Raw genomic sequence first — 26,195 nt, 5'->3', positions numbered from 1 at the left:
CGGCTTGCGTGTCGAATATCCGGATGGATTTGGGCTGGCGCGCTCGTCGAATACAACGCCGGTTGTGGTGATGCGCTTTGAGGCTGAATCGGAAGCGGCGTTGGCGCGTATACAGGCAGAGTTCAAGCGCGTGATCCTGGCTGCAAAGCCGGATGCGCTTCTGCCTTTTTAAGCACTTCTTTATATAAAAATTACGGAGACGGATGTCCTCATGAGCTCTATTTCAAAGCTTCCGTTTAAATTCTTCTTTGCCAATACATCCAGAATCACTCGAAATATTGTGTTGAGGGGATCGATGTTAAGACTGAAGACGTGGCATAGGGGGATGTTGTTAGCTATAAATATCGGCTTGCATTTAAAATTCATCCGTATTCTCAGTCACCCGCAAACCAGGCAACTGATTATTGACAAGCCGGAGCTGACTTATAAATATTTGAGGGACTACATTTCATTTGATATCTCCGCAAGAAAAGGTTTATTGATACTGATTTCACATTACTCATACCTTCAGAAGAATTTCAAAAGCGATTTTCTGGATGATATCTCTGGCTTTCCTATCCAGCTTTGGCAGCAATATATCGACGGTATTTCATTTGAAATAGTGATCGATTTTCCGCACGCCGTCGACTCTGAAGGAGAGTTATGCCTGCTCTTTAAAATGGATCTGGTATGCATTTATCGCGTGATCTTTGTCATAGCCGATGGCAGCGCATTCGAGCTTGCCGACGAACATGTGATTTTCATATCCAGCGTGCAGGGAATGCAAGGCCTTGAGTGCATTCAGCAGGCGACAAAGACTTGCAATGATATTCAACCAGCTCAATTGCTGATGGCAGCCATAAGCGGGGTGGGGCTGGCTCTTGGCTTTAATACGATAGCGGGGATTGCCAGCAAAAATCAGATTGCGCAGAGCGAAAAATTTTATTTTTCCTACGACAAGTTCTTTGAAAAATTTGGCGATCTTGTCCCGCAAAAGAATTTTTATAGAATTCAACTTCCGTACGCGGAAGGCGCACTGGATCTGATCCAAGCCCGCCATCGAAAAAGGACGCAGAAAAAGCGTATTTTTAAAAATGAAATCAGAGATCAGGTGGCGTCATCCATGCAGCACTATCTTATTCGAGAGCCGCTCCAGTGTCCGGTGTCAGATGCATGAGTCAGATACATGATACGCAACGGCTCTTTTTTATTTTCCTGCGCTAAATAAATGATGCCTCCTTCTTCTTTGTCGATCTATCGTTCGCCGCGCAGTCAGGTTTTGTTCGAGCACTACAGCTTTATCGATAATGCCAAAGCCATCGGCATGGTTCTGGTTGTTCTCGGCCACAGCCGAGGGCTGCCGGATTATCTGGTGCAGTTGATCTTCAGTTTTCACGTTCCTCTGTTTTTTTTCATTTCCGGATTTCTGATCAAGCCGGAAAAATTAGAAACCTCGATTTACCGCAATATCAGAAAAGTATTGCAAACCTTAGCCATTCCCTATCTTCTGTTTTTCTTGCTCGCTTTTGTGTATTGGCTGCTCACGCGCAACATCGGTGCCAAGGCTTTACTGTCTGCCGGCCAGGCATGGCATGCACCCATCGCCGGCTTGTTTACGGGGCTGGAATCGGACCTCTATGTCGATCCTCCGCTCTGGTTCTTTCCGTGTCTGATATTGACCTCGATAACTTATCACGCCTCGCGCAAGTTTTTGAACTTGACGGCTGCCACCTGTCTGTTTACGGCTCTTGCTTTTATCATCGCGCTACTCTGGGATGAGTCGTTCTATAGGCTTCCCCTGGGTTTGGACACCATGTGGATAGCGCTGTCGTTCTACGCGCTTGGACAGTATGTGCGTGAGAAGAATTTTTTAAGCGATATCAGCGATATAAAGCCAGGCATTCTCTTCTTTATTTTTTTGCTGGCGGCGGCACTGCTCATTTCCGCCCAGCTGCTTACCGGCAGGGTCGATCTCGCCACCATGCTTTTCGGCAGCAGCCCGGCACTCTATCTGCCGGCCGCCTTGCTTGGAATTGCCGCCACATTTGCTGTTTCCGCGTTATTGCCGAGATCCAGAATAAGTCGCTGGATTTCGAACAATACCTTGATAATTTTCCCGGTGCATTTTATTTTCCTGAGCCTGATACGCGGCCTCATGATCTCTCTGCACCTGATTGCCAGCGATTACACCTATGCCATCGGCTGGAGTGTCGCCAGCAGTGCTGCAGCCATCCTGTTTTGTGGGCCGCTGGTTTATTTCTTACGCCGCTTTTCGGTATTACGCATTTAGCGGACGTCCGCAACAAATAGCTTCTGATCGTAAGTTGGGATCGGCAAATGTTAATTTCCGATTCAAAGCGACACTTCAATTATTTGTCTTTTTGGCATCATTGGCGATTACAATTGAGAACAGTCTGGAGTCAATCTTCACTTTTCTCTGCCGCCCATGCATGTATCCGGAGCTCACTTAATGCCAGCTGCTACCACCATCAAGTTGTTTCTTTGCGCCGTGCTTAGTGCGCTTACATTACCCGGCTGCGGCTCGGTTGAAGCCACTGAAGATACTCGTCTGCCTTTGGTCATCGCCCATCGCGGCGGCACTGCAGATTATCCGGAGAACACTCTGCTGGCAGTCGAGGGCGCGCTTCAAGACCGCGCAGACATGATCTGGCTGACGATCCAGCTGAGCCGGGATGGCGTGTCGATGCTGTATCGTCCGGCTGATCTGTCGTCGCTTACCGATGGCGCCGGGCCGCTTGCGAATAAAACCTTTGATGAGTTGCAGCGTTTGAACGCAGGCTGGATGTTTGCGCGCATTGATGCGGATGGTGTGAAGCGCTATCCATACCGTACGCAGAGCGTTCAGATACCTTCGTTGCAGCAGGCGCTGCGCGCTATTCCGGAATCGGTGCCGGTGATTCTGGACATGAAGGCGCTGCCGGCCGAACCGCAGGCCGAGGCGGTAGCGCGGGTGCTGGATCAAGAGCGCGCTTGGGGGCGGAGCTTGATCTATTCCACCGACGCCGCTTACCAGCAGGTGTTCTCTGTTTTTCCACAAGCCCGTCTGTTTGAGTCGCGCGATGCAACGCGTGAGCGGCTGGCGACGGTAGCGCTGGCGCAAGAATGCACGGCGCCGCCTGCTGCAGATAGCTGGGCTGCATTTGAATCCCGCCGCGCTGTGCAGGTGGTGGAAACCTTCACCTTGGGCCAGGCGCGCTCTGCGGTTAAAGCCCGGTTCTGGACGCCAGCGGCGGTTGCCTGCTTCCGCAGCAAAGGGAAAACCAATCTGGTTGCCATTGCCGTCAACGGTGTCGACGCCTATCGCGAGGCAGCTTGCCGCGGCATGGACGCGGTGCTGGCGGATTCGCCGAAAACCATGCTCGCCATCAAAGACCGGATGCGTGGATCGGCGTTGGATTGCTCGGAGCCATTGATCGTCGATTAAGTTGCTCGAAAGTCATGCGTAAACGTAATGTCTTTTCCGTAAAAAGGTAATTCCAAATTAGCCGAGAGTCTCCCATACTCGATTGCACAAAATAGCGCCGACATTCATAAGGCGCCCACATATAGGAGACATCTGATGAGCAACTGCCCCTCGCACGTGAATTTTGCGCCCGTTTCAAGCATTGCCACTATGGCCACTACGGCCACTACAGCCGCCAGCCGCTTGCAAAACAATGTCGATGCATGCCATGACCGCCTGCGCGACGGAGGCGCATCATGAATATCGATATCGGTAAGACGCTCGACGACGGCCCGTACACGATGATGCAGAAATTCGTTGTGTGTCTGGCGGCGCTATCGATTGTGATGGATGGTTTTGACGGCCAACTGATCGGTTTTGCGATTCCAACGCTGATCAAGGAATGGGGCATCAGCCGCAGCGCGTTTGCGCCAGCGGTGGCGGCCGGTCTGATCGGGATGGGCATAGGCAGCGCTTGCGCCGGTTTGTTCGCGGATCGCTTTGGACGCCGCTGGGCGGTGATTGGCAGCGTGTTTATTTTCGGTACGGCTACCTGCGCGATCGGCCTGGCGCCGGATGTGACGACGATTGCGATACTGCGCCTGATCGCCGGCTTTGGCATTGGCGGGGCGTTGCCCAGCTCGACTACGATGACCGCCGAATTCACGCCCGCCAGGCGGCGCACCCTGGCCGTCACGGCAACCATCGTCTGCGTGCCATTAGGCGGCATGCTAGCCGGTTTGTTTTCGAGCGTGGTGCTGCCGCTCTACGGCTGGCGCGGCTTGTTTTTCATCGGTGGCGCATTGCCGTTGGGGCTGGTGGTGCTGCTGTTCTTTACGCTGCCGGAATCGCCCCGTTATCTGGCGCGGCGCCGGCATCGCTGGCCTGAGTTATCCAAGCTGCTCGGCCGCATGTCCCGGCCGACGGCAGCTGGCGCGGTGTTTACCGATCTGGGCGAACAGAAAAAAGAGCAGCGAGTAGGCTTCCGTGCCTTGTTTGACGAGGGCCGAGGCCGCGACACATTGGCCATCTGGTGCGCATTCTTCATGTGTCTGCTGGCGGTCTACAGCGCTTTCAGCTGGTTGCCGACGATGCTGGCGGCAGAGGGTTTGAGCACGCAGATTGCCGGTTCGGGCTTGACAGCGTACAACCTTGGCGGCGTGATAGGTGCGTTAGCCTGCGCCGTGGCGATCACCCGGTTTGGCTCGCGCTGGCCGTTGATCGTGTGCTGCGCCGGCGGTGCTGCGAGTGCGCTGCTATTGCTGGGCGTCGACGTCTCTCACAGTACGGGCTTGTTTATCTTCGGGATCGGCGTGCACGGCATGTTTGTCAATGCGGTTCAATCGACCATGTATGCACTCTGTGCGTTTGTTTATCCGACCGCGGTGCGGGCCACCGGAACTGCTTCAGCGCTGGCTTTCGGCCGCATCGGCGCGATCCTGAGCGCTTTCGCTGGCGCTGTCGTGATCACCGCAGCAGGCGCATCCGGTTATCTGATCATGTTGGGGGTGGCGATGGTGTTCGTATTGATCGCGCTGGTGATGGTCAAAGGACACATTCCCAGATTGCTTCGGACAAAGACTGAAGCAAAAATTGAGGTGCAAGCCTAAGCTATTGCAGCAGGCCCGGCAGCAGCAGGCCGGATACGTCAGGGAGCAACTGCCAGCAATCGCAGTTGCTCCAGCAACTTGACCGCCGGGCCTGGCAAAATGCCGTGCCGGCGGCGAAAGGCGGTCAGCGTTCTGCTGGCCATGACACCGGGAATCGCGAGTGCATCAATCAGCCGTGCCTGGTGGTCAACATCGTACATGGGTTCCGGCATCCAGCTCAGGAAGCCGGAGCGTGTCACCAGGCTTTTCAATACAGTGATCGACCGGGTCTCGACCGCGATGTTGGGCATTGCCAAACCGTGCGCGCCGAACACTTGCTGCATTTGCTCGAACGGGCCGGTGCCCTGCGGCGGCATGGCCCACGGTTGACTTAATGTATCGGCCAACTTGAGTTTGGGATTGTTACGCAAGGGATGGTCGCTTGCGGCAACCACATAACTGCGGTCTTCCCAGCGGCAATCGCCGATGGCGCAGATTTCGTCAGTGTCGGCAACCGCCATGCCAAGCGCCAGATCGACCTCGTGCCTGACCAGTGCGTCGGTCAGGCGATCCCACACGCCTTCGATCACATGCACATGCAAGGTCGGCCATTTTTTCAGCACTTCACCGATCGCCTGCGGCAATACCAGGCTGGCAATGCTGCCTACCGCGCCAACCCTGATGGTGCCTTTGACCAAGCCGCGCATGGCGTCGATTTCTTCGGTTGCGTGCTCGGCTTCGCGCAGCAGCAAGGTGGCGTGCGGCACCAGGGCGCGGCCAATCTCGGTGAGTTGCATGCCTTTTGAATGGCGTTCGAATAGCGCTGCGCCGACCTGTTCTTCAAGGCGCTTGATGGTGCGGCTCAGGGCGGGCTGCGTCACATGCAGCGCGTCGGCGCTGCGCCCCAGGCTGCCGGTGGCTACGATGGTGGTAAATGCGGTTAGCTGGCGGAGATCGAAAGTCATGCTTGATCGTAATGTCTTTTCTGGAAAAAGGCAATTTCAAAACATGGGGCTTGCTTTCATACTGGCACTTTGCATAGTCTGATAGGAGATTTCGTGAGCAGCACATCCAATACAAATATGTTGCCGGCTGCATCAATTACCGTGCGTGACGCCGTGATCGATCTGATGCGTCAACTTGGTATGACTTCCGTGTTCGGCAATCCAGGCTCCACGGAACTACCGATGTTCCGCAATTTTCCTGAAGATTTTCGTTATGTGCTTGGCTTGCAGGAGGCGGTGGTAGTCGGCATGGCCGACGGTTACGCGCAGGCCACACGCAATGCTGCATTGGTGAACTTGCATTCAGCGGCCGGCGTCGGCAACGCCATGGGCAATATTTTCACCGCCTTCAAGAACCGCACGCCGCTGCTGATCACCGTTGGGCAACAAGCGCGCTCGATCTTGCCCTTCGATCCGTTTCTAGCGTCGGCACAGGCGACGGAATTGCCCAAGCCTTACGTCAAGTGGAGCATCGAACCGGCCCGCGCCGAAGATGTTCCTCTGGCCATGGCGCGTGCCTATTACATAGCGATGATGCCGCCGCGTGGCCCGGTATTGGTGTCGATTCCGGTGGACGATTGGGATCAGCCTGCGCAGTTATTGGCGGCGCGCGTAGTCAGCAGCGAATTGCGGGCGGAGCCCTTTGTACTGGATGAGATAGGCGCTGCGCTGGACGCCAGCCGGCGTCCAGCGTTCGTGGTGGGCGCTGCGGTGGACCGCGACAACGCCTGGGAAGCGGTGGTGCAACTGGCGGAAAGGCACAACGCCAGGGTCTGGGCGGCGCCCATGTCGGGACGTTGCAGTTTTCCAGAAGACCATCGTCTGTTTGCCGGTTTCCTGCCGGCGATGCGCGAAAAGATAGTCAGTTTGCTGGATGGGCATGACTGCATTTTCGCCCTTGGCGCCCCAGCTTTTACCTATCACGTCGAAGGCAGCGGGCCGCACGTGCCGCCTGGCGCCACGCTATGCCAGCTCACCGATGATCCGACCACCGCCGCCTGGACGCCAGTCGGCACGTCGGCGGTCGGCAGCATACGTTTGAGCGTGCTCGATTTGCTCGCTCGCCCGGTGCCGCCACTACCACTACGCGCCTTACCTGCGGCGCGCCCGGATCGGGTCCGCGCCGAGCCATCCAGGCGGATATCCGTGGCCTATGTCATGCAGACCTTGGCCGAGGTGCGTGGTCCGGCTGACATCGTGGTGGAAGAAGCGCCCAGCGCACGGCCGGTGCTGCAGGCTTATCTGCCCATCACGCGCAGCGAGGGATTCTTCACGATGGATAGCGGCGGCCTTGGCTACGGCATGCCGGCGGCGGTAGGCGTGGCGCTGGCCAAGCCGGGTGCTCGCATCATCGGCATTTTTGGCGATGGTTCCAGCATGTATTCGATCCAGTCGCTGTGGAGCGCGGTGCAATTGAAACTGCCTATCGTGTTTCTGATTCTGAATAACCAGCGCTACGCGGCATTGCAAGATTTTGCGCCGGTGTTTGGCTTCACCGATAGCGACGTGGTGCAAGGGACCGAACTGCCGGCGATCGATTTCGTGGCGCTTGCCAAGGGCATGGGTTGCCAGGCTTTGCGCGTGACGGATGCGGCGCTTTTGCGCGAGACTCTGCAGCTAGCGTTGGGTTCGGCGGCACCGGTGCTGGTCGAGGTCGAGGTTGCATAACACATCGCAATAGTCGAAACAATCGCGCACCCTGAGATTAATCAATAAGATGAATCAACAAAAAAGGAGATGAAACATGAACACAATATCGATGTTGATCAACGGCGAGCAATCGCAGGCGGAAAACGGCGCCACTTTCGACAGATGCAATCCACTCGATGGCCAACTGGCGACCAGAGCGCCGGCCGCCAGCGTAGCCGATGCCCTGCGCGCCGTCGATGCAGCTGCGGCTGCCTTCCCGGCATGGTCGGCGAGCGGGCCGGGCGAGCGCAGGGCGTTGCTGATCAAAGCCGCTCAGGCGCTGGAAGCCAAGAGCGAAGCGTTCGCCGCTGCCATGGCGGCGGAAACCGGGGCTTCGGGCATCTGGGCCGGTTTCAACGTGCGTCTTGCGGCCAATACCTTGCTGGAAGCCGCAGCGCTGACTACCCAGATCAACGGTGAAGTAATTCCATCCGATCTGCCCGGTAACCTGGCGCTGGGCGTGCGCCAGGCCGCTGGCGTGGTGCTGGGCATGGCGCCGTGGAACGCGCCAGTGATTCTGGGAGTGCGGGCGATCGCGGTGCCGCTGGCTTGCGGTAATACCGTGGTCCTGAAAGGCTCGGAGCTCTGCCCGGCAACCCATGGCTTGATCATCGCAGCGTTGCAAGAGGCTGGTTTGCCGAAGGGCGTGGTGAATTTTGTCACCAATGCACCGGCCGACGCCGCTGCCGTGGTAGAGGCAATGATCGCGCACCGGGCGGTGCGGCGCGTGAATTTCACCGGCTCGACGCAGGTCGGAAAGATCATTGCCATGCATTGTGCAAAATATTTGAAACCGGTGGTGCTGGAACTGGGTGGCAAAGCGCCGGTGCTGGTGCTGGACGATGCCGATCTCGACGCCGCTGTGAACGGTGTGGCTTTCGGCGCCTTCTTAAATTCGGGGCAGATTTGCATGTCCACCGAACGCATCATTGTCGATCATAAAATTGCCGATGATTTTGTCAGGCGCCTGGTGCTCAAGGCCGGCAGTTTGCCGCTGGGCGATCCGCGCTTGGGGCCGGTAGTGCTGGGCTCCGTGGTTGATAGCAAGACAGTGGAGCGTTGCAACGCTTTGATAGATGATGCGCTAGGAAAAGGCGCCAAGCTGCTGTGCGGAGGCAAGGCCGACAGCACTTTGATGGCTGCCACACTGCTGGATCACGTGACGCCCGCTATGCGGATTTACGCTGAAGAATCGTTCGCTCCGGTCAAGGGCATCGTCAGGGTCAACGGCGATGAGGAGGCAATTGCTTGCGCCAACGATAACGAATTCGGTTTGGCGTCAGCCGTATTCAGCCGCGATACCGCACGCGCCTTACTGGTGGCCAGGCGGATTGAATCAGGCATTTGCCATATCAACGGCCCGACCGTCCATGACGAACCGCAAATGCCGTTCGGCGGCGTCAAGGGCAGCGGCATCGGCCATTTCGGTGGCAAGGCTGGCATCGACGCCTTTACCGACTTGCGCTGGATTACCTTGCAAACCAAGTCGCGCTCTTATCCGTTCTGAGCACGATCGCAATCCCTCGATAGTGGAGCTATGAATAATGAAAAAAATCATGATAGTTGGCGCTGGTGCAATGGGCTGCCTGTTCGGCGCCAGGTTTGCGCAAGCCGGCTACGAACTAGTATTGGTCGATGTCTGGCGCGAACATATCGATGCGATTAACAGCGCTGGCTTGAAAATTGAAACGGAGCAGGGCGAGCAAATTGTCAAAATCAGCGCAGGCACTGCCGATGCTGTCGATTTTCGGCCGGATCTGGTGATCGTGTTCACCAAGACTTTACATACTGCCGCCGCCCTGGATTCCGTCTGTCATTTATTTGACGACAGGACCTGCTTGCTCACCTTGCAAAATGGTTTGGGAAATGTCGAGACTGCCGCTGAATTCATTCCGATTGAACGCGTGATGCATGGCGTCACCAACTATCCGAGCGACCTTAAAGGACCTGGCCGGGTGTCGTCGAAAGGCAGCGGTTACATCAAGATCTATGGCGCCGACGGCCAGCGCCGGAAGGAGCACCAGGTGATCGCGGAGGCCTTCGGCAAAGCCGGCTTCAATTGCGTTCTTGACGCCGATGTCGAGCGCGCCATATGGGAAAAGGTGGCGTTCAATGCGGCGCTGAACAGTTTGACAGCGGTTACCGGGATGACGGTCGGCGAGGTAGGAGCCAGCACTTCAGGGCCGCTGCTGGCGCAACGCATCGTCGCCGAAACGGGCGCCGTGGCACGCGCCAGACACATCGCGGTGGATGAGGATGCGATCTGGCAATCTGTAGGAAAGGCATTCATCGAACACGCGGAGCATAAGCCGTCCATGCTGCAGGACGTGATGCACAACCGGAAAACCGAGATCGGATCGATCAACGGTGCGATTGCTGAATTTGCGCTGGAAGCAGGCGTTGCCGTTCCGGTTACCGAGACGCTCTATCATCTGGTGCGCATGATCGAACAGAAGCACAAAAGCTGATTTTGCTGATTGCTTGATTGGCAACCCGGGCCGCCGGGAAAGCCGTCCAGATCCAGGCCGATCTTCCCGCTTGCCGGTCTGGGGCCAGGTCGTACGCGGATATAATGAAAGGGTCCATCTGCGGGAGACGCTCATGCAGCTCACACCCAAATTTGCGGCCTTTACCATCGTGTCGAGTCTTGCCTATCTTGGCGTCTCCATTCTTGCCCGCGGCGGTATTGCCGTTTTTTTCGCACAACCAGCCCTGCTGGTGGTTGCCATCGCATTCCTTATCATGGCTGGCGCGGCGCTCTTCACCAGCGCCAATCTGAGTTCCGGCGAACGCGAGGACCGTGGCAACCGTTGGATTATCCCAGTCATCGGCTTGATCGGACTGCTGCAAGCCTATCTGCCGCCGTATAGCGATCGCATCGAATTCTGGACTTTCGGCGCCGATACGCTGCGCTGGATTGGGGTCGTCCTGTTCATCGTCGGCGGTGCGCTGAGGTTGTGGCCGGTCTTCATACTCGGCCGCCGTTTCAGCGGTTTGGTGGCGATCCAGTCCGGCCATCGCCTGGTGACCGAAGGTTTGTACGGCGTCATCCGCCACCCCAGCTACCTGGGTTTGCTGGTGAATTCACTGGGCTGGTCGCTGGCTTTTCGTTCCGGGCTCGGGCTGCTGCTGACGGCGCTTACGATCCTGCCGCTGATCGCTCGCATACGCGCCGAGGAGGCGCTGCTGCAGACGCAGTTTGGCGCCGAGTACGACGCTTATCGTGCCCGTACATCGCGGCTGATTCCCGGAATTTATTAGCGCATCGAGCTAGCTCAACAGGCCCTGATGGCCTGGCATTCTCCAGGCGGGATACTACGGGATGTGGGATGCCAGATACGGAATAGAGCAATTCTCTGTATCATCTGTGGCGCAGAAATTCACTTGTCCACACTTCAAAGGAGATTTCATGTCCAGTCATGTCGCCACTATCGAATGGAAGCGAGCCGATGCAGTATTCGTTGACAACCGTTACAGCCGCGCCCACCAATGGCAATTCGACGGCGGCGCGGTGGTGCCGGCGTCGAGTTCGCCGCATGTGGTGAGAGTGCCTTTGTCGAACCCGGCCAATGTCGATCCGGAAGAAGCTTTTGTCGCCTCCCTATCCAGTTGCCATATGTTGTGGTTTCTTGATATCGCGCGCAGCGCCGGCTATGTGATCGATAGTTATGTCGATCACGCCATAGGGCATATGCTGCGCGGAGCGGATGGCAAAAGCTGGATAGCGCTGGTTGAACTGGCGCCAGCGGTGACCTTTTCCGGCGCCAGGATTCCGGACGACGCCGCGCTCCAGCACTTGCATCACCAGGCGCATGAGGAATGTTTTCTGGCGCGCTCGGTGAAGAGTGAAATCAGGATCCAGGGCAGCTGGAGCCACGCCGCGTCATGAACCTCGGCTGGCTATCCTTAGCCTGAGCGGCGCAGAGGCGGGTAGAATACCGGCGGCGAAACTGCCTCGATATGACGTTTAAACAGGAAAAATGATGGCAAAGAAGAATGAAGAGCTGGATCCGGAAACACTGGCTTTGATCAATTGGTGTATCGAAGTAGAAGGTTTTCTGGTGGCCGGCGGAGCGACTCTAGATCAGGCGCAAGAGCATATCGAAGAACAGGTGGAATGGTTCACCGACCAGTTTTATGACGGCCTGACACCGGAACAGGCTGCTAAAGCGGCATTGAGCGATTGAAGATGTTTGCCGACGTGCGGTCAATCTAAATGAATCAGCATAAATGAACACGCGTGAAACAGGGCGCGGCATCGGCTTGTCGGTCGGCGCGTCAATGTTGTTCGCCCTGATGTCCGGCTACACCAAATTACTGGCGCCGCTCGACGGCCTGGATATATTCGCCTGGCGCGTGGTGTGGACGCTGCCCGGCGCGCTGGCCTTGCTGGTTCTGCGCCAGCGCTGGCCGCAGGCGCTTGCCTTGCTGCGCCGTCTCGCGCGCGAACCCTTGACTTGCATCGCCATGATGGTAGTGGCGGCGCTGCTTGGGCTTCAGGCCTGGATCTTTTTGTGGGCGCCTTTACATGGCCGTGCGCTGGAAGTCTCGCTCGGCTATTTCCTGCTGCCGTTGACAATGGTGCTGGTCGGCCGTTTCTATTATCACGAACGGCTGGATCTGTTCCAATGGCTGGCGGTCGCCTGTGCCGTGCTCGGCGTGTTGCACGAGGTGTGGCTGACGCGCAGCTTTGCCTGGCCGACCCTGGTGGTGGCGCTAGGTTATCCGCCGTACTTTATCCTGCGCCGCAAGATCAATGCCGATCCGGTGGTGGCGTTTGCGCTGGAGATTGCCTTGCTGGTGCCGGTGGCGGCAATCATGCTGTATGCGCGCGGCTCCGTGCCGCTGATTGCCCATAGGCTGGACATGTGGCTGTTCCTGTTGCCGGGACTGGGTTTGTTGAGCACAGTGGCGCTGGGCGCCTACCTGGGCGCCAGCCGGCGGCTGCCGATGGCCTTGTTCGGCATCCTCGGCTATGTCGAGCCGGTATTGCTGGTCGGCGTCGCTATCATTTTCCTTGGCGAGTCGATGGCGCCGGGACAACTCGGTACCTATATTCCCATCTGGTGCGCGGTGGCGCTGACTGCGCTGCACAGCGTGCGTCTGTTACGCAAGGAACGGGCGGCGCGGCGTCCCGCCACAGCCGATCAAATTTCTTTGTAGTCATCGTGCTGTCACAAGATTGCTATAAGTTGAGGTACTGCGGTTGACGCACTGCGGTTGAAACACTGCAACTGGCCATCGGAGCGATCCCGGGATCATCTGCGCTCGCTCTCCCTGACGGATAAACATGTACAACAATAGCAAACGATTAATTATCCTGGATGCAGACGGCACCACCATCGATGCCTACAGCGCCATCGACAAAACGTTTTCCCGGCACGGCATGGTGATCGGCGATGAAGAACGATTCCAGAAACGCCGCCGTCTGTTCAAATACCTGGGCGGCTTGAAGGAGTTTCCTTCCAACCTGAAGCGGCAGATAGGCAAGCAGAGCCGCAAGCAATTGATTGTCACTCTGACCGAGGTCTACCGGGAGGAGGCCAAGCTGTATCCGGGCATTGCCGGGCTGGTGCAAAACCTGATCGCCGCGCCGGATATCGCGGTCGGCCTGGTGACGCGTAATATGACCAATGAACCGGAGCAAACGCTGCGACTGTTGTTCCGGCGTCATGATATCGATCTGGACGCCTTCGATTTTTTTGCCCACATTCCGTTGCACCTGGAAAAAATGCAGGAATTCCGGGCGATTCGCGAGCGCCTCGATATCAATCCTGCGCGCGCCTACATCTGCGGCGACGAGCACAAGGATTATCTGGCCGCGATCGGCTCCGGCATGCATCCTTTCATGGTTTCCTACGGTTTCGAGAGCTACAAGCGGCTGATCAAGAAATTCATGGTGCCGGAAGAAATCATTTCGCGCTCGCCCGAGGAGTTGTGCGGACGCGTGCGGCACGCCATGGGTTTGACCGAAGTGTGACCTGTTTGGCGCAACTCCCTGTTAGAATTTATTTTCCAAAAGATAAATGAAACAGGGCTTATGTACACACTGTATGGCTTCAAAGGCTCTGGTTCTGCTGCGGTGGAACTGGCATTGGAACTGGCTGGGCTCCCTTACCGCCAGGTCGACGCCGCTTCCTGGGAACCCGGCTCGGCGCTCGATGAGCTGGAACGCATAAATCCCCTTAGACAGATTCCCACCTTACAGCTGCCAAATGGCGGCATATTGACCGAAAGTGCGGCGATCCTGCTCCATCTCGGGCTGGCTCATCCATCTGCCGGGCTTTTGCCCATCGACGAAAGCCAGCGCGCGCAGGCCATCAGAGGCTTGGTGTTCATTGCCGCTAACTGTTATGCCGCGATCGGCATGATCGATTTTCCCGAGCGTTGGTGTCTCAATGCCGATGAGCTTGTGCAAGAGCAGATCCGGGAAGGCGCCCGCGCTCGCCTGCACAGTTATTGGGAAATTTTTGCCGACACCTATCCCGCCACGCCATTCTTGAACGGCGCCACACCCGGCGCGCTGGATCTGTTGGCTGCGGTGGTTTCCAAGTGGTCGGGAGCGCGGGCCGGTCTGGCGCAGGTGCGGCCGGCTTTTCTCGCTATGATCGAGGTGGTGGAAGCTCATCCCAAAGTGGCGCCGGTATGGCGGCGTCATTGGGACAATTGATCCCTCGTTGAATTTTCGCTGATACTTTCATCCTATAAAAATACGGAGCCCCATCGTGCAGTCACAAACCGAATTGTCTGAAGACCAGTTGATGAAAAAAGTGGCGTGGCGTTTGATGCCATTGCTGATCGTGATGTTCCTGGTGTCTTTCATCGACCGCCAGAATGTCGGTTTTGCCAAACTGGATATGGTGCATGCATTGAACATGAGCGAGGCGGCTTATGGCTTGGGTGCCTCCTTGTTCTTTATCGGTTACCTGTTGTTTGAAATCCCCAGCACTTTGGCCCTGCATAAATACGGCGCGCGGGTCTGGCTGGCGCGCATCATGTTTACCTGGGGCGCGGTGACGATACTGCTGGGCTTCACCAGCTCGCTGCCGATGTTTTATGTGTTGCGCTTCATGCTGGGCGTGGCCGAAGCGGGTTTTTATCCGGGCGTGATTTATTACCTGACCTTGTGGTTTCCGCAGATATATCGGACCCGCGTGCTAGGGATTTTCACGCTGGGGAGTGCATTGGCGAATATGCTGGGCGCCCTGGTCGGCGGCTTGTTGCTGAACCTGAACGGCACGCTGGGACTGGCCGGCTGGCAATGGGTGTTTATCGCGACCGGCGCGCCGGCGGTGTTGTTGACACTGGTGGTGATGGTGTATCTGCCGGGTTCGATAGATGAAGCCAAGTTTTTGTCTGACGCGCAGAAAGCCAGATTGAACGACATGATGCTGCGCGATACACCTGCCAATGTCACGCGCGGCAATCCGCTGGCGGCCTTGTGGGATCTGCGCGTGCTGCTGTTTGCCGCCACCTACATGCTGATGTCGACCTCCCTGTATGGCGTCACCTACTGGCTGCCGACCTTGGTCAAAGGCTTCGGCGTCAGCTCCACCATCAATGGTTTGCTGAACATGATGCCGTGGGGACTGGCGGTGCTGTTGCTGCTGTGGCTGCCGGGAAAATTGCGGCATGACCGGGTAGTGTTTAAAGCGATTGCCGCGATCGGCTTGCTGGGTTTGCTGTGTTTCACATCGAGTGCGCTATTGGATTCCAACTCACTGCGCTTCGGCGCCCTGGTTATCGGCGGCGCTTGCATCACCTTGCTGTATCCCTGTTTCTGGTCCTTGCCGCCGAAATTCTTCCAAGGCGCACGTGCCGCCGCCAGTATTGCAGCGATCAATTCGATCGGCAACCTGGGCGGTTTTTTCGGGCAAAACCTGATGCCCTACGTCGGCAAGGTCACGCATAGCAATGTCACGCCGATGCTGGTTCCTGCGGCTTGCCTGACGGTGCTGTTCCTGGGCGCGCTGGTGGCGATGCGCTGGCAGCGCCAGCGCGATCTGGTGGCATTGGCGGATTTGGAGGATGATATCGTGCGTCAGCGCCTGGTGGCGATTCAGGAAGATGGCAGCGAAGACCCCGGCGCCAGCATCGATCAGTTGCTCGACCTGCATCCCGATCATCTGCATATGCCGCACTCAAAACCGCATAGCCATTGAACCTCAAGGCCGTCAATGAAAGTCGCGGCTGCTGGTCCCGAGCTTGCCCAGCAAGGGCGACATATCGATTAACAGTCTGGCGACCAGATGCCTGACGCCATCCTGGGATTGCCAGACGCCGTTGACGCCCATCAGCGCCGCTCCTTGCAATTCCTTGCGCTGGCGGTCGGCCAGATCCGGCCAGACGATGACATTGACGGTGCCGGTTTCATCTTCCAGGGTGACAAACACCACGCCCTTGGCGGTACCGGGGCGCTGGCGCACCGTGACGATGCCGCAAGCGCGCGCCAGCCGGCCATTATTGAAGGTGTTCAACACCTCGGCCGCCATGAAGCGTTGGGCGTTTAATTGCGGGCGCAGCAGCGCCAGCGGATGGCGGCCCAAGGTCAAGCCCAACGAACCATAATCGTTGACCAGGTTCTCTCCTTCCGAGGGCGCGGCCAGCAGCAATTCTTCTTCTGTCACCTGAGCCTGCTTGAGCAAGCCTTTTTCCGGCGTACTGACCAGTGCCTGCCACAGAGCTTGACGCCGATTGCCGACCATCGGCGCCAGCGAATTGGCGGCAGCCAACGCCTGTAATTGATCGCGCTTCAAACCGCTGCGCAAGGCCATGTCCTTGAGATCGCTGAAAGCGCGCACTGCGCGTGCCGCTTCAATCTCTTGCGCATGGTCGGCGTTCAGGCCGCGCACCAGGTTGAGCCCCAGCCGCACTGCCGGCCTGCTGGCCGCCGTCGGCTCCAGGGCGGCCTCCCAGTTGCTCAGGTTGATATCGACCGGCAGCACTTCGACGCCATGCCGGCGCGCATCCTGCACCAGCTGCGACGGCGAATAAAATCCCATCGGCTGGCTGTTCAGCAGCGCCGCCAGGAAAGCTTCCGGTTCATGGCATTTGAGCCAGGAGCTGGCATAGGCCAGTTGGGCGAAACTGGCGGCATGGCTTTCCGGGAAACCGTATTCGCCAAAGCCCTGGATCTGGCTGTAGATGGCCTTGGCGAAATTTTCTTCATAGCCTTTGCCGACCATGCCGTCGATCAACTTGCGCTCGAATTTTTCGAGGCCGCCTTTGCGCTTCCAGGCCGCCATCGAACGGCGCAAGCTGTCGGCCTCGCCTTCGGTAAAACCGGCTGCGATCACGGCGATCTGCATCACCTGTTCCTGAAAAATCGGTATCCCCAGGGTTCTACCCAACGCTTCCCTTAATTCCTCTTTGGGGTAGATGATTTCATCTTCGCGTTTTTTCCGGTTTTGCAGATAGGGATGAACCATGCCGCCCTGAATCGGCCCCGGCCGGACGATGGCGACCTGGATCACCAGATCGTAGAATTTACGCGGTCGCAGACGCGGCAACATGCTCATCTGAGCCCGGCTTTCGATCTGGAACACGCCGACGGTGTCGGCGCGGCGGATCATTTCATAAGTCGCAGGATCTTCGCGCGGGATATCTTTCATTTCAAATGTTTCGCCACGTTGCAACGCCACCATCGCCAGCGCCCGCTGCAGCATCGACAGCATGCCCAGCGCCAGAATATCCACCTTGAGCAAGCCAACCGCATCCAGATCATCCTTGTCCCATTGCACCACGCTGCGATCTTTCATTGCCGCGTTTTCGATAGGCACCAGGCGCGACAGCTTGCCACGCGAAATCACAAAACCGCCCGGATGCTGCGACAGATGGCGCGGAAATCCCATCAGCGTATGCGACAGATCGGCCCATTGTTCTGCGATTACGGTGTTGGCCGCCATGCCGAGCTCGCTGAAATTCTGTTGCAGCTGCTGCTTGTCGTCCCACCAGCGCTGCGATTTGGCGACCTGGTCGACCAGGCCGGGATCGACGCCCAGCGCCTTGCCGACATCGCGCAAGACGCTGCGCGGCCGATAGCTGATGACCACCGCAGTCAGGGCGGCGCGGCGGCGGCCGTATTTGTTGTAAATATATTGGATCACTTCTTCGCGCCGCTGATGTTCGAAATCGACGTCGATATCGGGCGGTTCATTGCGCTCGCGGCTGATAAAGCGGCCGAACAGCAAGGTGCTTTGCGCCGGATCGACTTCGGTAATGCCGAGGCAGTAACAGACCGCCGAGTTGGCCGCCGAGCCGCGGCCCTGGCACAAGATGCCCTGGCGGCGGGCAAACTGGACAATGTCGTAGACCGTCAGGAAGTAAGCTTCATAGCCCAGTTCGTGAATCAGATCCAGCTCCTCTTCCAGTTGTTTCTGCACTGCAGCCGGGATTTCGTCGCTGAAGCGGTCGCGGGCGCCGAGATAGGTTTGCTGGCGCAGATAGCTGGCCGGGGTATGCCCAGGCGGCACGATTTCATCCGGGTATTCATACTTCAACTCATCCAGCGAGAAGTGGCACAAGTCGGCGATCTTGACAGTTTCGGCCAAGGCCGCAGGCGGATATAAATTGGCCAGCCGCAGCCTGGCGCGCAGATGTTGTTCGGCATTCGGCGCCAGCGCATAACCGCAAGCAGCGACCGGCTTGCCGAGCCGGATCGCAGTCAGCGTATCTTGCAGCGGCTTGCGTGAACGGCGGTGCATGCAAACGTCGCCAGTGGCCGCCACCGGCAGGCCGAGCGCAAGCGCAACTTGTTCAATCACGGCACGCTGCCGCTCATCGCCGGCCTGATGCAGCATGGTCAGGCCGATCCAGCTGCGGCCTGGAAACGTGCGGCTCAGCCATGCCGCCTGGCGTGTCAGTGTCGCACTATCAACGCCATGCACCGGCAGCAGGATCAGCAGGCAATCGGGCAGCTGGCGCAGATGGGCGTTGGCGCTGTCCGGCTGCTCCAGATCTTGCGGTCTGAGCAGGTAATGGCCTTTATCGGCGCGGCTGCGCGCCAATGTGATGAGTTCCGACAGATTGCCGTAGCCTTCACGATTTTGCGCCAGCGCGATGAGTGAAAATGGCGGACCGCCGTCGGTCTCATCGTCAACCTCACGCAATTGGAACTGACTGCCGATCAGCAGCGGCAGCTTATGCTTCTTGGCTTCCACATGCGCCCGAACCACGCCGGCCAGCGAGCATTCATCGGTAATCGCCAGCGCCTTATAGCCGAGCTGGGCGGCACGCTCTACCAGCTCTTCCGGATGTGAGGCGCCGCGCAGGAAACTGAAATTGGAGACGCATTGCAGCTCGGCATATTCCGGTAGCAAGGCTGGGAGGGTGAGCGATGACGGCGTGGGGGAATTCATATTCATGCGGAGATTATTTGCACATCAGAAAAGTCAGGCAAACAAACCATGCAGAAACCATTGGACGTCATTGTCGTGGCGTTCGCGGTAGATCCAATAACAAGCAGCTTCTTCGCCTTCCGCCACGAAGTAATCGCGCACCGCTGCCGGACCATCCCACCAGCCGCATTCGATCCGTTCCGGCCCTGAAAGCAAGCGCAGGGGCGAACCGTAAAACGGCCGGTGTTGACGCAGCATCAAAGCCAGCGGCTGTTGCAATAACCAGAACGGCCGTTGCGGCTGGATGCGCCGCAAGGTTTCCTCTGGCGGCGGGCGACGCTTGCTGCCACTGTCACTGCCGTGGCTGTCGGCGGCGGCTTGCCAGGCATTCGCGATTTCCGGCCGGTGATCGGCCTGCGCGGCCGGCTGCAATACGTTGTCGCTGCCAAGCCGAGCGCTTAACAATTCCAGCAAGCGCGCATAGGCGCCGGGTGCGCCGCCCGGTTCGGGAAACAGCGAGGCAGTCGGCGGCAACATCGCTGCCACCTGGGATGCTTGCAAGCGCAAGGCAATCACCGGCGCATCGAGTTGCAGCCGGCCTAGCCGTTCCTTCAACAAGCGCAACAGATGTTCTTCATGCCAGGCCGGTTCGGCCAGCGCGATTTCCAATGGAGTGGGAGCGATCGCCTGGCGGCCGCGCTCATGTTCCAGCGACAGCATGAAACGCGATACCGCCAGTTGCTGCGCTACCAGCCAGCCTATCATTTGCAGGATCAGGCGGCGCGCCGCAAACAGCACCGCCTCGGCATGTTCGATGCGGTCCGGCAGTTCCAGCCATGCCGAAAATGTCTGCGGCGCTTGCACCCATTCAAACATTTCCGGCGCCGTGCCGTAGGCGCGGTCCAGGCTTTCCAGGATGTGTTTGTCGCTGCGCCGCTGCAAGCCGGCGCGCGGCAATTTACGCAAATCGGCCAGGGTCTTGCAACCGATGCCGGCCAGCCACTCCTGATAAGGACGTGCGGCCGGCAGGATCATGAACGGCAAGGCATCCAGGCGGCGCTGCATGCTGGCCAAACGCAAGCTGCGGCGTTGCCTGGCTAAGCCCGGCGCATGGCGGCTATTATCACGGCTCATTCCGCGGGCCAGCAGCCATGCCCCTTGCGCCGTCGGCGCCATGCTGACGTGCGGCGTGAAGCCGAGTGCCTGGATACTCTCGCGGATGCGGCGGCACAACGCCAGCCGGCCGCCGAAAGCACTCAGGCTGGCGCTGACATCGAGCAGCAGCGAATCTTCTTCGGCGTGCGCCACTTCCGGTGTGTATTGCAGCAAGGTCAGCGCGATATCGTCGCGTGCGCCTTGTTCGCGCGCCAGGTCGCGCTCGCATAACAGCGCTTGCGGCGCCAGCGCTAGCACGCCGCCGCGGCGCATGCCCGGCCGCACGCCGCTGGCAGCCGCACTGGCCGTCATGCTGAGCACCTGGTCATGTTCCAGCACCGCAAGCATGCAGGGTTCAGACCAGCGCGGGCGCAATGTTTCCAGCGCTAGCAGCGGCAGGTGTATGCCTATCCAGAGAGACATGATTGGGTACGGTAGAAGATTTTGGTGGAACGGTCGGAGCAGTAGCCGAAGCGGTAGTCGAAGCAGTCGTTGAAGTAAAAGCGGGCACGGCAGCCGACAGCGGCAGGTAAAACGCCTGTTCGTGTTGCGGTCCTTTGCGTTTGAGCAGCTGGATTTCGACGCCGTCGCGCGCCGGCCGCAACGTCAGGCGCAAAGGCGAGGGTGAGGATTCGTGGGCGGCGCTCAGCGGTCTGATCAGCCACAGCAGGGTGTCGCTGGCCTGGGCTGCCAGATGCAAGCGGCGCAAAGCTTCGCCCCGGATGTGCGATTGCCACAGCAGCAATGCGCCGCAGCTGCCGTTACGCAATACCTGTTCCGCCGACCACAACGCATCGGCGCTGCGCACCGCCTTGATCCATAGTAGTTGTTCGCTGGCCAGGCCCGAGGCTTCCCAGGCGGCGATCTGCGGCAGATGCGGCGGCTGCAGCAAGACGATCCGGCGCTGGCTGGCAATGCGCGCCAGCGCCGGCTGCAATAAGCGGATTTCACCGCAGCCGGCTTGTTGCAGCAGCAACTCTATCAATGCCGAATGCGGCCAGCCGCCGTTCGGCAACTCGCGATCCAGGGAGGGATGGCCGGAAGCGCTGACCACGCCTTGATAAGAACCCATCTGGTCGGCGCGCCACAAGGCATGCGGCAAGGTCGCCACCACCGATTGGGCGGCGGCGGAAATGCTGGATGAGGGGCTGGCAGGCATGGGCATGACGAAATGATATTAGGTGAAAGCATAAGCGGAGAAATATTATACTGTACATGCATACAGTATAAATTCGATTTGAGTTTAGTCAATCCGCTCATCTATTCCATTCACCTAGCCATGTTGCGGCGAAAACCGTATCGCATGTTTATCTATATTTGGGTATAATCCATGCTATTCACTTTTACGAGACCTCTGCGCTGGGTAGGTTCAGCAAAGAAAGATTTGGCAGCGATGCCGGCAGATGTGCAGGACACCTTCGGTTATGCGCTGCATCTGGCGCAAGCCGGTGGCAAACACAGTCAGGCCAAGCCACTCAGAGGTTGTGGCGGAGCAGGGGTGTTGGAGGTAGTGGAAGATCATCACGGCGTAACGTACCGTGCGGTGTACACGGTACGTTACGCCATGTCGGTGTATGTGCTGCATTGTTTCCAGAAAAAATCGACTAGCGGCATCGCCACGCCAAAGCCGGATACAGCATTGATCCAGGCCCGCCTGAAGGCGGTAGCCGCATTAGAAAAGGGGTAAGGAATTGAACACCACCATAAACGACATCGAAATCGAACAAGGCAGCGACAACCCTTATGCCGATCTCGGCTTCCCCGATGCCGATGAAATGCTGGTCAAGGCCAAGCTGGCGCATGAGATCGCGCAGATCATCAAGAGCCGGCGCCTGACTCAGCAACGTGCCGCCGACCTGCTGGGCATGCCGCAGCCTAAACTCTCAGAAATGCTGCGCGGAAAATTCAGGGGCATCAGCCAGGCCAAGATGATCGAATGCCTGAATCGCCTGGGGCGGGATGTGGAAATCGTGGTGAAGAAGGCCAGTAGTTCCACCCTGGGCCACACTCAGGTGGTGGTGGCCTGAAAGTACGCCGCCACCCGGCCTGCAAACAAGCCCAGTCCCGAGCACAGCACAAAATAAATCAAGCCGATAAACAGGAATATCTCGGCTGGATAAATCATTACCCGGCTATTCACTTGCGCCGCCACGAACGATAATTCACCGACGCCGACGATGTAGGCCAATGAACTGTCCTTGATCAAGGTCACCCATTGATTGACGAAGGAGGGCAGCATCATTTGCAGCGCTTGCGGCAATACGATATAGCGTAGTACCGCCGTGCGCGTCATGCCCAGCGACAAGCCCGCATCCCATTGCCCGGCCCTGACGCCGCTGATCCCGGCATGCACCGAGTGCGCCAGATAAGCGCCGCCGATCAGCGCCAGCGCGCACATCACTGACAGCACGCCAGGGACGTCGATGTGGAACACGATAGGCAGCAGGAAATACGTCCAGAAAATCAGCATCAACACCGGAATCGCCCGCAACAAGCCGAGCACCATGGTCAGCAGCAGATGCGGCCAGCTGCGCAGCAGCGACAAGGCAATGCCTAGCACCAATCCCAGCAGCGCCGAGGCCAGCGCCGAGCCCGCGCTGAGCAATACGGTCAGGGCGGCGCCGCCCAGAGGGCCGTCGGGATAGGCGCCCCATAACAGATACGGCAGGTTGTCCGTCAATACTCTGAATTGCATGCTCATCGCTGCGCACCGGCGGCCAGTCTCTGTTTGCGCCGGATCAATTGGCCCGTGGTTTCAATCAACGCGATAGCGGCGATATAAAACAAGGTCGCCACGCCGAAAGCCTGAAACGTCTTGAAGGTTTGGGCTTCCACCTGGCGCGAGGTGTAAGACAATTCAGCCAGGCCGATCGCCATGGTCAATGAAGTGTTCTTGATGATGTTCATGTATTGACCAAGCAGGGGCGGCAATGCAACGCGTATCGCTTGCGGCAGGATCACGTAACGCAATCCCTGCCAGCGGTTCAAGCCGAGAGCGGCCGCCGCCAACCTTTGCGCTGGCGCAACGCCGCGCATGCCGGAGCGGATTTCCTCGCTGATATAGGCGGCCGAATACAGACTCAGGCCGAAGATCGCACAGAGTAATTCGAACGATGGCCATGTCAATTTCAGATAAGGGCCCAGCGCCACGCCATGCACCGTATTGAGCCATTCCACTGAACTTTCCGGCAGCAGGCCGGAGACGCCGAAATACCAGAAAAACAGTTGCACCAGGAGCGGCGTATTGCGGAAGATGGAGAGAAAGCCGCTGGCCGGCAGCGACCAGCAACGCCGCCGGCTGGAGCGTGCGGCCGCGATGACGATGCCCAGCAAGGTGGCAAGCACTGCGACTATGGCGGAGAGCAGCAGCGTCATCCACAGGCCGTCGATCAGCCAAGCCAGGTATTTGGGGGCTAGCATTTGCCCCATGATCGATTGAATCTGATTCATTTTTTACTTTGCGGCGACTAAACAAAAAAGCACCGGCAGCCATAAAGATTGCCGGTGCAAGACAGATACACGGAGATATGTGATTAGTTCTGGCTCAGCCTGGTATCGCCAATCTTGAACAGGCGCGGCAGCGGCGATTTGCTGTTGGGGCCGAACCATTTGTCATAGATCTTGAGCGCGATGCCATTCTTTTCGAATTCGCGCAGAGTGTCATTCAGCGCATTGACCAGGCGCGTTTCGCCCTTCGGCACGCCGACGCCTTCGTATTCTTCGGAAATGGCAAACGCCGGGATTTCATATTTTTCCTTGTCCGGAATATTCGCCAGCAGCGCGATCAGCTTTGAACCATCCTGAGTGATCGCCTGGACGTTGCCGTTGCGCAGGGCCGCCAAGGCGAACGGGGTGTCGTCATACAAGACGACTTTGGCCGCAGGATATTTCTCGCGCAAGGTGGTTTCCATGGTGGTGCCTTTATCGGTGCCTATGCGCAACTCGGGAATTTGCACGGCATTCTTCAACACGCCCTTTTTCGCCAGGAACTGCTGGCCGGAAGCAAAGTAGGGGATGCTGAAATCGATCACCTGGGCGCGCTCTGGATTGATAGTGAAATTGGCGAACACCAGGTCGACTTTGCCGGAGGTCAGCAAGGGAATCCGGTTGGCCGGATTGGTCGGCACCAGTTCCACTTTGACCCCCAGTTTTTTGGCGACTTCGTTAGCGTAGTCGACATCCAGGCCGATGATTTTGTTGGTCTTCTGATCGACAAAGCCAAATGGCGGATTGCCGTCAAAAGTAGCGACCCGCAATACACCGGCCTTCTTGATGTCGTCGAGTTTGTCGGCGTGGGCCAGGCCCGACAGCAGTGTCAGGCCGGCAAATAGGATGGCATATGATTTCATTGTTGTAGTGGTCCCTGGTTGGCGTTTCGATTTATCTGGCGGAGCGCAAAAGGCAACCGCCATGCAGGGAAGATTAACAAAACAAAATCACGCAGTGAACGATCAAAGTTGCATTTGATTATTACAAGTTTGCAAGCCATCCTCGGGCACTCTCGGCCCGATGTTGAAACACCGTTAAAATGCAGGAGATAAATTCGGGAAAACAGACAAGGAGCACACGCTATGGCAACAACCAAAAAAGTCGCGCTGGTCACAGGCGCCGGTTCCGGCATCGGCAAGCACATTGCCCTGGCTTTGCTGCGCAACGATTACAGTGTGGTGCTGGCTGGCCGGCGCAGTACCGCATTAGAGGAAACGATTGCAGCCGCCGGTGCGCTGGGAGCGCATGCTTTGGCGGTGCCTGCCGATGTCAGCGATCCGACCTCGGTCAAGGCGCTGTTTGAAAAAATCCGGGAACGGTTCGGCCGGCTTGATCTGTTATTTAATAATGCCGGCATCTTCACCAAGTCGGCGTCGCTGGAAGATGTCGATTTTGCGCAATGGAAAGCTTCGGTCGATGTCAATTTGAGCGGCGCCTTTCTTTGCACCCAGGAAGCATTCCGCATCATGAAGACGCAAACGCCGGGCGGCGGCCGCATCATCAACAACGGTTCGATCGCGGCCCACGTGCCAAGGCCGAATTCGGTCGCTTATACCGCCACCAAGCACGCCATCACCGGCCTCACCAAATCGGCTTCGCTGGACGGCCGCAAATACAATATCGCCTGCGGCCAGATTGATATCGGCAACGCCGCTACCGACATGACTGAAAGAATGGAGCAGGGTATCTTGCAGGCCAATGGCCAGATTGCCGTGGAGCCGACGATGGCGGTTGAAAACGTTGCCAATGCGGTGCTGTACATGGCCAGTTTGCCGCTGGATGCGAACGTTCAGTTCATGACGGTGATGGCGACCAATATGCCGTTTATCGGCCGCGGCTGATGTTGGCGCAAACGCCCGTCCCGCTGGCGGGCGCTTGCGCCAGGTTTAACGTTGCCAACACTGCCTTTAGCCGCCGATGCGCTGCAATACCGCGCCCAACGCTTCATCTTCAAGAACCGGGACCGTCGTCAACTCCATCAGGTCGCTCCACATCAATGCAAACTCGGCGATGGCCTTTGGATCGTCACTCTCGATCAGATCAAAGCCGCCGCTTAGATCGACGTTTGTCCAACGCCCCAGCAAGGTGACCCCTGCCGGCGGGAGCCCACCGGTCTTTTTGAAGCGGGCAATACCTTCCTCGCGGGTCTTCGGGTCAGGTTTCCAAGAGAACGTCGTTATGAATTTCATGGGAATCCTCCTTCGTCATCTGTGAAGCGCCGCCTCGCCAGCGATATGGCCTTGACTCCTCTATCGTTTGAGCAGCGCGTTATAGCGTGTAAACACGCACGCTGAACTGAATGCTAGGTCAGATTAAACAAATATCAATCAGGCGTTAGCAGGCCCGGGCAAGCTTAAAAATCTGCATCGATCGTTGCGGATCTGTCTGGAATTATTTGCCGGCAATGAAAATTTTTCTAAAGCGCAAGTTGCTAGCACTCGCGGCAACTATCTCGTGTATGCCGGTCTGGCCGATCCATTTTCAACTTGGC

25 protein-coding genes and 1 pseudogene are annotated in these 26,195 nt (G+C 57.8%); 18 read left to right on the top strand and 8 right to left on the bottom strand.

Translation table 11 applies throughout. The features are described from left to right. The 5 genes and pseudogenes from VNZ60_RS17450 to VNZ60_RS17430 all read left to right on the top strand — a co-directional run. Positions 1 to 172: pseudogene (locus tag VNZ60_RS17450) on the top strand (phosphomannomutase/phosphoglucomutase); the annotation flags it as partial. A 39-nt stretch (positions 173 to 211) separates the two neighbouring features. Then, the gene (locus VNZ60_RS17445) at positions 212 to 1,156 is read left to right on the top strand and encodes a DUF535 family protein (RefSeq protein WP_325661311.1); all 945 of its coding nucleotides are present in this window, start codon (positions 212 to 214) and stop codon (positions 1,154 to 1,156) included. A gap of 51 nt (positions 1,157 to 1,207) precedes the next feature. Continuing rightward, positions 1,208 to 2,269 (top strand): acyltransferase family protein, encoded by a 1,062-nt coding sequence (locus tag VNZ60_RS17440; RefSeq protein ID WP_325661309.1) that lies wholly within the window; start codon positions 1,208 to 1,210, stop codon positions 2,267 to 2,269. Positions 2,270 to 2,449: 180 nt separating this feature from the next. After that, a complete protein-coding gene (locus VNZ60_RS17435) occupies positions 2,450 to 3,424 on the top strand; it encodes a glycerophosphodiester phosphodiesterase family protein (RefSeq protein WP_325661307.1) in 975 nt (324 codons plus the stop codon). Between the two features lie 275 nt (positions 3,425 to 3,699). Then, a complete protein-coding gene (locus VNZ60_RS17430; protein ID WP_325661305.1) occupies positions 3,700 to 5,052 on the top strand; it encodes an MFS transporter in 1,353 nt (450 codons plus the stop codon). 38 nt (positions 5,053 to 5,090) lie between these two features. Here VNZ60_RS17430 and VNZ60_RS17425 read toward each other — a convergent pair whose 3' ends face one another. Continuing rightward, positions 5,091 to 5,996 (bottom strand): LysR family transcriptional regulator, encoded by a 906-nt coding sequence (locus tag VNZ60_RS17425; protein WP_325661304.1) that lies wholly within the window; start codon positions 5,994 to 5,996, stop codon positions 5,091 to 5,093. A gap of 117 nt (positions 5,997 to 6,113) precedes the next feature. Between VNZ60_RS17425 and mdlC the strand changes: the two genes are divergently transcribed. The 10 genes from mdlC (at position 6,114) to VNZ60_RS17375 (ending at position 15,886) form a co-directional block, all read left to right on the top strand. After that, on the top strand, positions 6,114 to 7,703 hold the full coding sequence (gene mdlC, locus VNZ60_RS17420) for a benzoylformate decarboxylase (protein ID WP_325661326.1): 1,590 nt from the start codon (positions 6,114 to 6,116) through the stop codon (positions 7,701 to 7,703). 76 nt (positions 7,704 to 7,779) lie between these two features. Further along, entirely contained in the window at positions 7,780 to 9,231 is a 1,452-nt protein-coding gene (locus VNZ60_RS17415) for an aldehyde dehydrogenase (RefSeq protein WP_325661302.1), read from the top strand. Positions 9,232 to 9,268: 37 nt separating this feature from the next. Beyond that, on the top strand, positions 9,269 to 10,192 hold the full coding sequence (locus VNZ60_RS17410) for a ketopantoate reductase family protein (RefSeq protein ID WP_325661300.1): 924 nt from the start codon (positions 9,269 to 9,271) through the stop codon (positions 10,190 to 10,192). Positions 10,193 to 10,325: 133 nt separating this feature from the next. Beyond that, on the top strand, positions 10,326 to 10,985 hold the full coding sequence (locus VNZ60_RS17405) for a methyltransferase family protein (protein ID WP_325661298.1): 660 nt from the start codon (positions 10,326 to 10,328) through the stop codon (positions 10,983 to 10,985). Between the two features lie 148 nt (positions 10,986 to 11,133). Further along, entirely contained in the window at positions 11,134 to 11,613 is a 480-nt protein-coding gene (locus VNZ60_RS17400; protein WP_325661296.1) for an OsmC family protein, read from the top strand. Between the two features lie 94 nt (positions 11,614 to 11,707). Further along, positions 11,708 to 11,911 carry a hypothetical protein gene (locus VNZ60_RS17395; protein ID WP_325661294.1) on the top strand — a complete coding sequence of 68 codons (204 nt, stop codon included), beginning with the start codon at positions 11,708 to 11,710 and terminating at the stop codon, positions 11,909 to 11,911. 43 nt (positions 11,912 to 11,954) lie between these two features. Further along, the gene (rarD, locus tag VNZ60_RS17390) at positions 11,955 to 12,887 is read left to right on the top strand and encodes an EamA family transporter RarD (RefSeq protein ID WP_325661292.1); all 933 of its coding nucleotides are present in this window, start codon (positions 11,955 to 11,957) and stop codon (positions 12,885 to 12,887) included. A gap of 127 nt (positions 12,888 to 13,014) precedes the next feature. Beyond that, complete coding sequence (locus VNZ60_RS17385) at positions 13,015 to 13,704, top strand: HAD family hydrolase (RefSeq protein WP_325661290.1); 690 nt, start codon at positions 13,015 to 13,017, stop codon at positions 13,702 to 13,704. Between the two features lie 60 nt (positions 13,705 to 13,764). Then, positions 13,765 to 14,394 carry a glutathione S-transferase family protein gene (locus VNZ60_RS17380; RefSeq protein WP_325661288.1) on the top strand — a complete coding sequence of 210 codons (630 nt, stop codon included), beginning with the start codon at positions 13,765 to 13,767 and terminating at the stop codon, positions 14,392 to 14,394. 91 nt (positions 14,395 to 14,485) lie between these two features. Beyond that, complete coding sequence (locus VNZ60_RS17375; RefSeq protein ID WP_325661324.1) at positions 14,486 to 15,886, top strand: MFS transporter; 1,401 nt, start codon at positions 14,486 to 14,488, stop codon at positions 15,884 to 15,886. A gap of 12 nt (positions 15,887 to 15,898) precedes the next feature. Here the strand turns inward: VNZ60_RS17375 and VNZ60_RS17370 are convergent, their stop codons facing one another. The 3 genes from VNZ60_RS17370 to imuA are packed head-to-tail and all read right to left on the bottom strand — an operon-like array spanning position 15,899 to position 21,380. Continuing rightward, a complete protein-coding gene (locus VNZ60_RS17370) occupies positions 15,899 to 19,081 on the bottom strand; it encodes an error-prone DNA polymerase (RefSeq protein ID WP_325661322.1) in 3,183 nt (1,060 codons plus the stop codon). Between the two features lie 33 nt (positions 19,082 to 19,114). Further along, positions 19,115 to 20,638, bottom strand: coding sequence for a Y-family DNA polymerase (locus VNZ60_RS17365; RefSeq protein WP_325661287.1), 1,524 nt, complete (start codon positions 20,636 to 20,638; stop codon positions 19,115 to 19,117). Then, a complete protein-coding gene (gene imuA, locus VNZ60_RS17360) occupies positions 20,571 to 21,380 on the bottom strand; it encodes a translesion DNA synthesis-associated protein ImuA (protein ID WP_414648880.1) in 810 nt (269 codons plus the stop codon). Before imuA ends, VNZ60_RS17365 begins: the two co-directional genes overlap by 68 nt. 165 nt (positions 21,381 to 21,545) lie before the next feature. Here imuA and VNZ60_RS17355 point away from each other — a divergent pair, with 165 nt between their 5' ends. Together VNZ60_RS17355 and VNZ60_RS17350 are read left to right on the top strand one after the other, a co-directional pair. After that, positions 21,546 to 21,902 carry a type II toxin-antitoxin system RelE/ParE family toxin gene (locus VNZ60_RS17355; protein ID WP_325661283.1) on the top strand — a complete coding sequence of 119 codons (357 nt, stop codon included), beginning with the start codon at positions 21,546 to 21,548 and terminating at the stop codon, positions 21,900 to 21,902. Between the two features lie 4 nt (positions 21,903 to 21,906). Further along, positions 21,907 to 22,242: a helix-turn-helix domain-containing protein gene (locus VNZ60_RS17350; protein WP_325661281.1), complete on the top strand. Its 336-nt coding sequence runs from the start codon at positions 21,907 to 21,909 to the stop codon at positions 22,240 to 22,242. Here the strand turns inward: VNZ60_RS17350 and VNZ60_RS17345 are convergent. The 3 genes from VNZ60_RS17345 to VNZ60_RS17335 all read right to left on the bottom strand — a co-directional run bounded on the left by VNZ60_RS17345 (position 22,224) and on the right by VNZ60_RS17335 (position 24,564). Next, on the bottom strand, positions 22,224 to 22,910 hold the full coding sequence (locus tag VNZ60_RS17345) for an amino acid ABC transporter permease (RefSeq protein ID WP_325661279.1): 687 nt from the start codon (positions 22,908 to 22,910) through the stop codon (positions 22,224 to 22,226). The two genes, VNZ60_RS17350 and VNZ60_RS17345, sit on opposite strands and share 19 nt — an antisense overlap. 2 nt (positions 22,911 to 22,912) lie before the next feature. Continuing rightward, positions 22,913 to 23,665, bottom strand: coding sequence for an amino acid ABC transporter permease (locus VNZ60_RS17340; protein ID WP_325661278.1), 753 nt, complete (start codon positions 23,663 to 23,665; stop codon positions 22,913 to 22,915). 83 nt (positions 23,666 to 23,748) lie between these two features. Next, positions 23,749 to 24,564 carry an ABC transporter substrate-binding protein gene (locus tag VNZ60_RS17335; protein WP_325661276.1) on the bottom strand — a complete coding sequence of 272 codons (816 nt, stop codon included), beginning with the start codon at positions 24,562 to 24,564 and terminating at the stop codon, positions 23,749 to 23,751. Between the two features lie 222 nt (positions 24,565 to 24,786). Between VNZ60_RS17335 and VNZ60_RS17330 the strand changes: the two genes are divergently transcribed. Next, complete coding sequence (locus tag VNZ60_RS17330) at positions 24,787 to 25,545, top strand: SDR family oxidoreductase (RefSeq protein WP_325661274.1); 759 nt, start codon at positions 24,787 to 24,789, stop codon at positions 25,543 to 25,545. Between the two features lie 66 nt (positions 25,546 to 25,611). Here VNZ60_RS17330 and VNZ60_RS17325 read toward each other — a convergent pair whose 3' ends face one another. Continuing rightward, entirely contained in the window at positions 25,612 to 25,893 is a 282-nt protein-coding gene (locus tag VNZ60_RS17325; RefSeq protein ID WP_325661272.1) for a DUF3303 domain-containing protein, read from the bottom strand. Positions 25,894 to 26,195 lie beyond the last annotated feature (302 nt).

It is taken from the genome of Collimonas sp. (assembly GCF_035566375.1).
Lineage (GTDB): Bacteria > Pseudomonadota > Gammaproteobacteria > Burkholderiales > Burkholderiaceae_D > Collimonas.
This window is presented reverse-complemented; position numbering and strand designations above follow the sequence as displayed.